7 protein-coding genes are annotated in these 6,832 nt (G+C 60.9%); 6 read left to right on the forward strand and 1 reads right to left on the reverse strand.

Features of this window, described 5'->3' with window-relative positions:
* Positions 1-11: 11 nt before the first annotated feature.
* Complete coding sequence (locus OXF42_06900) at positions 12-377, forward strand: pentapeptide repeat-containing protein (GenBank protein MCY4047811.1); 366 nt, start codon at positions 12-14, stop codon at positions 375-377.
* Positions 374-1,537 (forward strand): exodeoxyribonuclease VII large subunit, encoded by a 1,164-nt coding sequence (gene xseA, locus OXF42_06905; protein MCY4047812.1) that lies wholly within the window; start codon positions 374-376, stop codon positions 1,535-1,537. Before OXF42_06900 ends, xseA begins: the two co-directional genes overlap by 4 nt.
* On the opposite strand, the gene OXF42_06910 is transcribed toward xseA, so the two are convergent.
* On the reverse strand, positions 1,521-1,856 hold the full coding sequence (locus OXF42_06910; protein ID MCY4047813.1) for a DUF971 domain-containing protein: 336 nt from the start codon (positions 1,854-1,856) through the stop codon (positions 1,521-1,523). The genes xseA and OXF42_06910 overlap by 17 nt on opposite strands.
* Before the next feature lie 96 nt (positions 1,857-1,952).
* On the opposite strand from OXF42_06910, the gene OXF42_06915 reads away from it, so the two are divergent.
* The 4 genes from OXF42_06915 to OXF42_06930 all read left to right on the forward strand — a co-directional run.
* Positions 1,953-3,110: a hypothetical protein gene (locus OXF42_06915; GenBank protein MCY4047814.1), complete on the forward strand. Its 1,158-nt coding sequence runs from the start codon at positions 1,953-1,955 to the stop codon at positions 3,108-3,110.
* Between the two features lie 18 nt (positions 3,111-3,128).
* Positions 3,129-4,826, forward strand: a complete 1,698-nt coding sequence (locus OXF42_06920; GenBank protein ID MCY4047815.1) for an AMP-binding protein — start codon at positions 3,129-3,131, stop codon at positions 4,824-4,826.
* Between the two features lie 22 nt (positions 4,827-4,848).
* Positions 4,849-5,634, forward strand: coding sequence for a hypothetical protein (locus tag OXF42_06925; GenBank protein ID MCY4047816.1), 786 nt, complete (start codon positions 4,849-4,851; stop codon positions 5,632-5,634).
* A gap of 13 nt (positions 5,635-5,647) precedes the next feature.
* The coding region (locus OXF42_06930) for an FAD-dependent thymidylate synthase (GenBank protein MCY4047817.1) at positions 5,648-6,832 on the forward strand (1,185 nt) is incomplete at its 3' end.

Below are 6,832 nucleotides of genomic sequence, written 5' to 3' on the forward strand. Positions count from 1 at the left end.
ACTAACCCCAAATGGCAAATCCCGAACATCTTGCCATCATCAAAAAAGGCGCGGACGAGTGGAACAGGTGGCGCGAGGGCGCGCCGGATGTTGTGCCGGACCTTGCCTGGGCGGACATATCCGGCCTTGCGCTGGACGGCGCGAACCTTGCGGGGGCGAAAATGAAACTCGCCTTCTGCAAAGAGTCAAGTTTCAAAAACGCCGATTTCACGGGCGCAAACCTCTACGGGGCGAACTTTGAAAAAGCGAACCTCACCGGCGCGAAAATGAGAGGCTGCAACCTTGAAGGCGCTCATCTTATAGGCTCAAACATAGGCGATGCGGACACCGGCGGGGCGAACATGCGCTTTGCCCGCACCGAGGGTCATCAGTATTGAGAGACCCGGCCTCAAACGCGCCGCTTCCGCGAGACCTGCTGGGCGAGCCCACCCTTACCGTCAGCGGGGTAAACGCGCTCATCGGTTCAGCGGTCAGAGGCGCGGCGGGCGGAATGTTCTGGGTTGAGGGCGAGATAACGGACTTCACCGCACACGGGAGCGGCCACTGGTATTTTTCTCTGAAAGACGAAAAGGCGGAGATTCGCGCCGTCTGCTGGAAGTCCGCAACGCACAGGATAGGCTTTCTGCCCGAAAACGGCATGGCGGCGCTCTGCCGCTGCTCCGCGGATTTCTATGAACGGCGCGGCTCGGTCAACCTTTCGGTAACCGCGATTGAGCCGAAGGGGGCGGGCGCAAAGGCGAAGGCGCTGCGGCTGCTGCTTGAAAAACTGGAAAAAGAGGGGCTCTTTGCCCCCGAAAGAAAAAAGCCCGTTCCGTTTCTCTGCGCGAGGATAGGGGTCGCCGCCGCGCCCGAAGGGGCCGCCCTTGCCGACATAATCAAAGTGGCGCAAAGCAGGTTTCCCAACGTGTCCGTAACCGTCTCGCCGTGCCTCGTGCAGGGCCCCGCCGCCCCGGACGCCATCGCCCGCGCCCTTGCCCGGTTCAAACCCGCAAATGTTGACGTGGTCATCCTCGCCCGGGGCGGCGGCTCCGATGAAGACCTTTCCGCCTTTAATACGGAGATTGTCGCCCGCGCCGTTGCCGCCTGCCCGTTTCCGGTCATATCGGCGGTGGGCCACGAGACGGACGTTACGGCGTCAGACCTTGCCGCGGACGTTCGCGCCGCCACGCCGTCCGAGGCGGCGGAGATTGCCGTGCCGGTCAAAGGCGAGGCGGTCCGGCGGCTTGACGAACTGGCGTCCCGCCTCGGCGGGGAACTGCGCTCCGCCGTTTCCTTTGCGGGAATGGAAACCGACAACATTGCGGACGCTCTTTTCCGCTCGGCGGAAAACCGCCTTTCCGAAGCCGGCCATCTCCTCTCCGCCGCCGCCCTGCGCCTTGACGGCCTCAGCCCGCTCGCCATTTTAGGGCGCGGTTATTCGGTGGCCGCAAAGGGCGGCAGGACGATCACCGATTCGGCGGCCCTCTCCGCCGGAGACGACATTGAAATCCGTTTCTCAAAAGGCGCGGCGGACGCGCAAGTCAGGCGGACGCGTTAACGCACTCTTCACACGGGCAGTTTTCCCGCAGAAACTCAAAGGTGTAAATGCCCGTGTCATGCCCGTCGCTCCACTTGAACCGGACGGCGTAATGCCCCACGCGCTCCATGTTTGCCGGTCTGATGCCACCGTCCGGCTTGACCGGAATTTTCCCCGTCCGGCTTTTTCCCCGGATGCGGCGGCAGGCGGCGCACGGGCACGCAAGCCGCAGGTCTTCATAGGCGAAAATGCTCGCGTGCCCGTCCTCCCACTCAACCATAAGGGCGGTGTCGCTGAATTCCGAGACCGATGAGGGCGTCAAACTTTTTTTGGGCTTCATACCGGCAATTATAACAGCAGAAAAAACAACCGCGCCGCGCCGCCGCCCGTGCCCGGCAATTGACAACCGCGCCTGAAAACTTCAAAATCTCCCGCAATGGCAGACCGGCTTCCATCAGAACGCCACATCGGAGACTTCCGCGAGGGCGATGTGTACCACCACGGCGCGGTTCGCGTAACGCCGGTGCGCAACAGGCAGTATGTTAAAAAATTCGGCGGCGGCGACCTTGAGGCGAACGAGCCCCTCTCAACGGCGCTCGGCTATATTGACCCCGAAGCGGGAACAAAGGAAAGGAACGCAGGCATAGCGGAGCCCGCGCTCGTGAGCAGGGGTTTTCTGTTCAACACGGCGTTCGGGCTGAGCGTGCACGATGTTTCTTTCAACGCCGTGGCCAACCTTTCCTATTCAAACCTCCGTTTTGGCGAAACGGTGTTTGAGGGCGACACGATTGAAGCCCGGTCAACCGTTCTGGGGGTGGAGTTCAGAAAAGACGGCGCGACAAACGGCTCGGTGCAGGTGGAGACCGCCGCCTCAAATCAGCGGGGCGAAAGGGTGCTTACCTACACGAGGCAGGTTCTGGTGCGGGGCGCAAAGGGCTCGGTTTTCGACAAATCAAGCAGCGTGAAACCGCAACCGGCGGAGGCCGACCTTTCCGCCGTCAGTCTGCCGCTTCCCGTTCCGGAAGGCGCGATAACCGCGCCCGGCAAGTGCTTTGAGGAACTGGGCGAGGGAGCGGAGATTTTCGCCGCCGAAGAGCGCGGCATAACCCTTGCCGATTTCAGCTGGCTGCAAATCGCCACCCTCAATGACGCCGCCGTCCATCATACGCCGTCATCGGTTTTCATCGGATACGGCGGCGCGGTAAAGGCGCGTTGCGAGGGCGCGCTCGCGCCGGAGTTTCCGTATTCCTTCCAACTGGCGATGAACTCCGGCGTCCACAGCGCGCCCACATATCCGTCCGACATAGTGCGCGAACTTTATGCGGGCGGAAGTGAAGACCCGCACGAGGCAATACGGACGCGGGCGGAAGTTTTGAGCCGCGAGGAGATCTCCGGACGGCGCGACTACGGCCTTGTTACCGTCCGTATCATCGGGGAAAAACAGGTTACGGACGGCGGAATGAGGGCGCTTGAAGCCGCGAAATTCGGCGGCGCGGACGCAATTTTTGAGGACGGCGGCAGAAAGATGCTCGGAGTTCTGACAATGGAGCAGGTGCTTGCCGTGCCGACCGAAAGGTGCTTTAAGCGGACATAGCCCCCGGCGGACTGACCAATGGCAAAAGCGACAAAAACCCCGCGCAACCTCAACCACACAGTTACCTTTCGCAGAAAGCGCAAGTTTGACAAAGACTGGTATCTGAAAGAGGACAGAAGCGGGTGGACTCTCCCGCGTGTGCTCAAACAGCAGGCGCAAAAACTCGGCGACAAACCGTTTTTGCGTTTCGGCGGCGGCCCCGCCGTAAGTTTCCGGCGGATGAACGCGCTGGCCAACAGGGTGGCAAACGCCCTTATGAAGCGCGGCATCGCAAAGGGCGACAGGGTCGCCGTGCTTATGCCGAACTCGGACGACTATGTGGCGGTGTGGTTCGGCATTCTGAAGGCGGGCGCGGTTATGGTTCCGGTCAACACGGCCTACAAGGCGGCGTTTCTGCAATACATACTGGACTCCTCCGACTCAAAAATCCTTTTCATAGCGGAGGAGTATCTTGACCGCATGCCGCCGGTCTCAAAACAAATCCCGACCGTTGAGCGCCTCGTTGTGTGGATGAGAGAAGGCCGCAGCGGGCGCATCACTCCCGCAAAGGCGGGGGTAGGGCGGGGCAAAACCGTTGAGACCTACCCGGACTTTATGAAGGGGGCGCGTTCCGCCGAGCCGAATGTTGAGGTTGTTTTCACAGACCCCGCGCGGCTTATGTATACCTCCGGCACAACCGGCAGGTCAAAGGGCGTTGTCCGCCCGTGCGCGGCGGACTACAGCAGCGCGAGAAACTGCGCCGAAATAATGGACGTGGGCCCCGAAGACGTGTATTTCACCTGCCTGCCGCTTTTCCATTCAAACGCGATGGTGATGTCGGTTTATCCCGCGCTTATCAAAGGCGCTCAGGCGGTTGTTGAGGAAAAATACAGCGCGAGCAATTTCTGGAAATGGATAAACGACTACGGCGTTACGCGCTTCAACACCGTGGGGACGGTCTCCTACTTTATGTGGAACACGCCGCCCGTGCCGGAGGAAAAGACCCACAAGGCCCGCCTTGTGCTGGGTTCTCCCGCCCCTCACGACATAATTGAGCCGTTTATGAAGAGGTTCAACATAAAGTTTATGGAGGGCTACGGCCTTACCGAGACGGGGCAGTGCACGTGGATGCGCCCCGGAGAGCCGTTCAGGGTGGGCTCGTGCGGCAAAGAGGCGCCGGGCTATGAAATCAAGATCGCAGACCCTCAGTCGGACGAAGAGGTGCCGCGCGGCGAGGTGGGTGAGATAGTAGTCCGCCCGCGCATACCGAACATAATGCTTCACTACTACAACAAGATGCCGGAGAAAACGGTTGAGGACTTCCGCAATTTCTGGTTTCACACCGGAGACGCGGGACGGATGGACAAGGACGGCTACATCTATTTCGTGGACAGAGTGAAAGACTACATCCGCCGGCGCGGGGAAAACATAAGTTCTTTTGAGGTGGAAAAAACGGTTTCCTCCCATCCTCAGGTGGAGGAGTGCGCGGCGGTGGGCGTCAAGGCGGGGGCCGGGAAACACGCCGAAGACGAGGTGATGATAGTTGTCGTCCCCAAAAAGGGAACAAACCCCAAGCCGGAGCAGATAATCAAATTCCTCGGGCCGCTTATGCCCGCGTTCATGATTCCCCGGTTTATCCGCTTTGTGAAATCCCTCCCGAAAACCGGAACCCAGAGGGTGCAGAAGAACAAACTGCGCGAAAAGGGAATAACCAAAGACACATGGCGGGCGTCATAACCGTCCGTGTGTCAGTCCGTGAATGTCCGTGTCAGTCCCTCCAATAAACCCCGAAAGCGAAACCGCCGCCCTTGAGGCGCTTGCCGGGTGGCTTGCCGGGGCGCGGCGGGCGGTTTTTCTCACAGGCCCCGAACTCACCGCCGAGGCGGGCATACCGGACGCGGGGGCGCTTTCCTTCAACCCTGACATAAACGAGTTCAAGGAAGACGAGCAGGCGCGCGAGGCGTATTGGGAAAAACTTGCCGCCGTTTATCCGAAGATAGCCGCCGCCGCGCCCGCCGCCGCGCACAAGGCGATATACGGGATTTCCCTTGTCTGCGGGGTTGACTGCGTTATCACACAGGCCGTTGACGGGCTTCACACCAAGGCGGGAAGCCCGGCGGTGCTTGAGATATACGCCTCGGTTCACTGGGCGCAGTGCCTCGGCTGCGGAAAGGATTTCAGAATGATGGACATCCTCACGGGCATGGCGGCGGGCGGGGTGAAGATTCCCTCATGCGCCGTTTGCCGCGCGGGCGTTCTCAAGCCTCCGCTGTCGTTTCCGGGGCAGCCGCTTCCCCACTGGGAGATACGCGAAGGCTGGATAAAGGTGGGCGGCTGCGACCTTCTTGTCTGCGCGGGCGCGAGCCTTGAAAACGAGCCGGTCAGGTCGTTTCCGATGCAGGCGAAGCAGAGGGGCGCGAGGGTCGCCATGATAAGCGCGCACGAAAGCGAGGCGGACACGGTCGCCGATGCCGTGCTGCAGGGAAGCCCGTCCGTCATTTTAGACGCCCTGCTTGCCGAAATAAAGAAAAGCAAAATCGTGTAACATTCTCCCCGCCGTGAGCAAATCCGAGTTGGCAAAATACATCTCCTCCCCCGATGAGGACATCTACAGCGTTTCCGGCCTTCCCGAAGAGGTGGTGGCGGTAATTTTTGCCTATGTGAGCAGAAGCCCCCTCAGTTTCAAGGAAAACATTGCCAAGGTGCTTGAGGAGGAACAGCACGGGCGCGAGAGGGCGGGCAAGTTTCACGAAAAATGGGTTCTCAACTACGGGCACGCCTCGGTGGCGGAACACGCCTCGGTTCATCTCGGCGTGGAGAGGGTGTCGCGCCTGTTCTCGTCCGTGCTTGAACTTTGCGGCGAGCACCTGTCCTTCACGGAATACTCCCAGAGATACCAGCGCCCCCGGCGCGGCGATTTTGTCATTCCGCCGGAGATAGAGGGAGACGGGGATTTGGCAAAAGAGTTTGCGCGGGTGTGCGGCGTTCAATACGACATGTATGAGCAGCTCAACGCCGTTTTGTTTGATTTCCTCAAACGCGGCAACGGCGGCGGACAAACCGATGCCGCCCTTGAGAAAATTGCCTTTGAAGACGCCCGCTACGCGCTTGGGCTTGCCTATATGACAAACCTCGGAATGACGGCAAACGCCCGCGCCGTTGAAGACTGTCTTTCAAAACTGCTTTCGTCCCCCTACGGCGAGGCGCGGGCGAGGGCGGAGGATATGAAGCGCGAGGCGCGTTTCAGCGTTCCCACGCTTGTGAAGTATGCGTCTGAAAATCCCTGCCTTGTCGCGTCCCGCAAGGCGGCGGCGGAATCCGCGCAAGAGTTCACGGGCGGCGGCGGGGAGGCCGCCCCGCCCGCCCCGCATGTCCGGCTGCTGGACGCGCCGGACGAGGCGGACGCCCTGCGCCGGGTGGCCGCCGCGCTGCTTTACGGGAGCGCGTCCGCCGGTGCGCAGTCGCTTGCGGGCATGACTGCGGAGCAGGCGGAGGGGATTTTTGCCGCCGCCATTTCCGGGCTCGGAAAGCATGACAACCCGCCGGACGCGCTGAAACTTGTCGCCTACCGGGCGGAGTTCACCATAAGCGAGGCGTGCTGGCATCAACTCCTCCGCCACAGAAAAGCGGAGTGGTTTCCAAAAGACCCGTCCGTCGGTTTCGGCGTTACCGTTCCCCCGAACATCAGGGCGGCGGGCGGGGTTGCGGAGGAACTCCTGCTGACGGCGGCGCGGGAAAGCGAG

The organism is Candidatus Dadabacteria bacterium, from assembly GCA_026708565.1.
In the GTDB taxonomy this organism is placed as follows: domain Bacteria; phylum Desulfobacterota_D; class UBA1144; order Nemesobacterales; family Mycalebacteriaceae; genus Mycalebacterium.

Bases quoted from the DNA above. Each gene is read 5' to 3' on its own strand.
- OXF42_06900 (MCY4047811.1), top strand. From the start codon at position 12: ATGGCAAATCCCGAACATCTTGCCATCATCAAAAAAGGCGCGGACGAG.
- OXF42_06910 (MCY4047813.1), bottom strand. From the start codon at position 1,856: ATGAAGCCCAAAAAAAGTTTGACGCCCTCATCGGTCTCGGAATTCAGC.
- OXF42_06915 (MCY4047814.1), top strand. From the start codon at position 1,953: ATGGCAGACCGGCTTCCATCAGAACGCCACATCGGAGACTTCCGCGAG.
- OXF42_06920 (MCY4047815.1), top strand. From the start codon at position 3,129: ATGGCAAAAGCGACAAAAACCCCGCGCAACCTCAACCACACAGTTACC.
- OXF42_06925 (MCY4047816.1), top strand. From the start codon at position 4,849: ATGTCCGTGTCAGTCCCTCCAATAAACCCCGAAAGCGAAACCGCCGCC.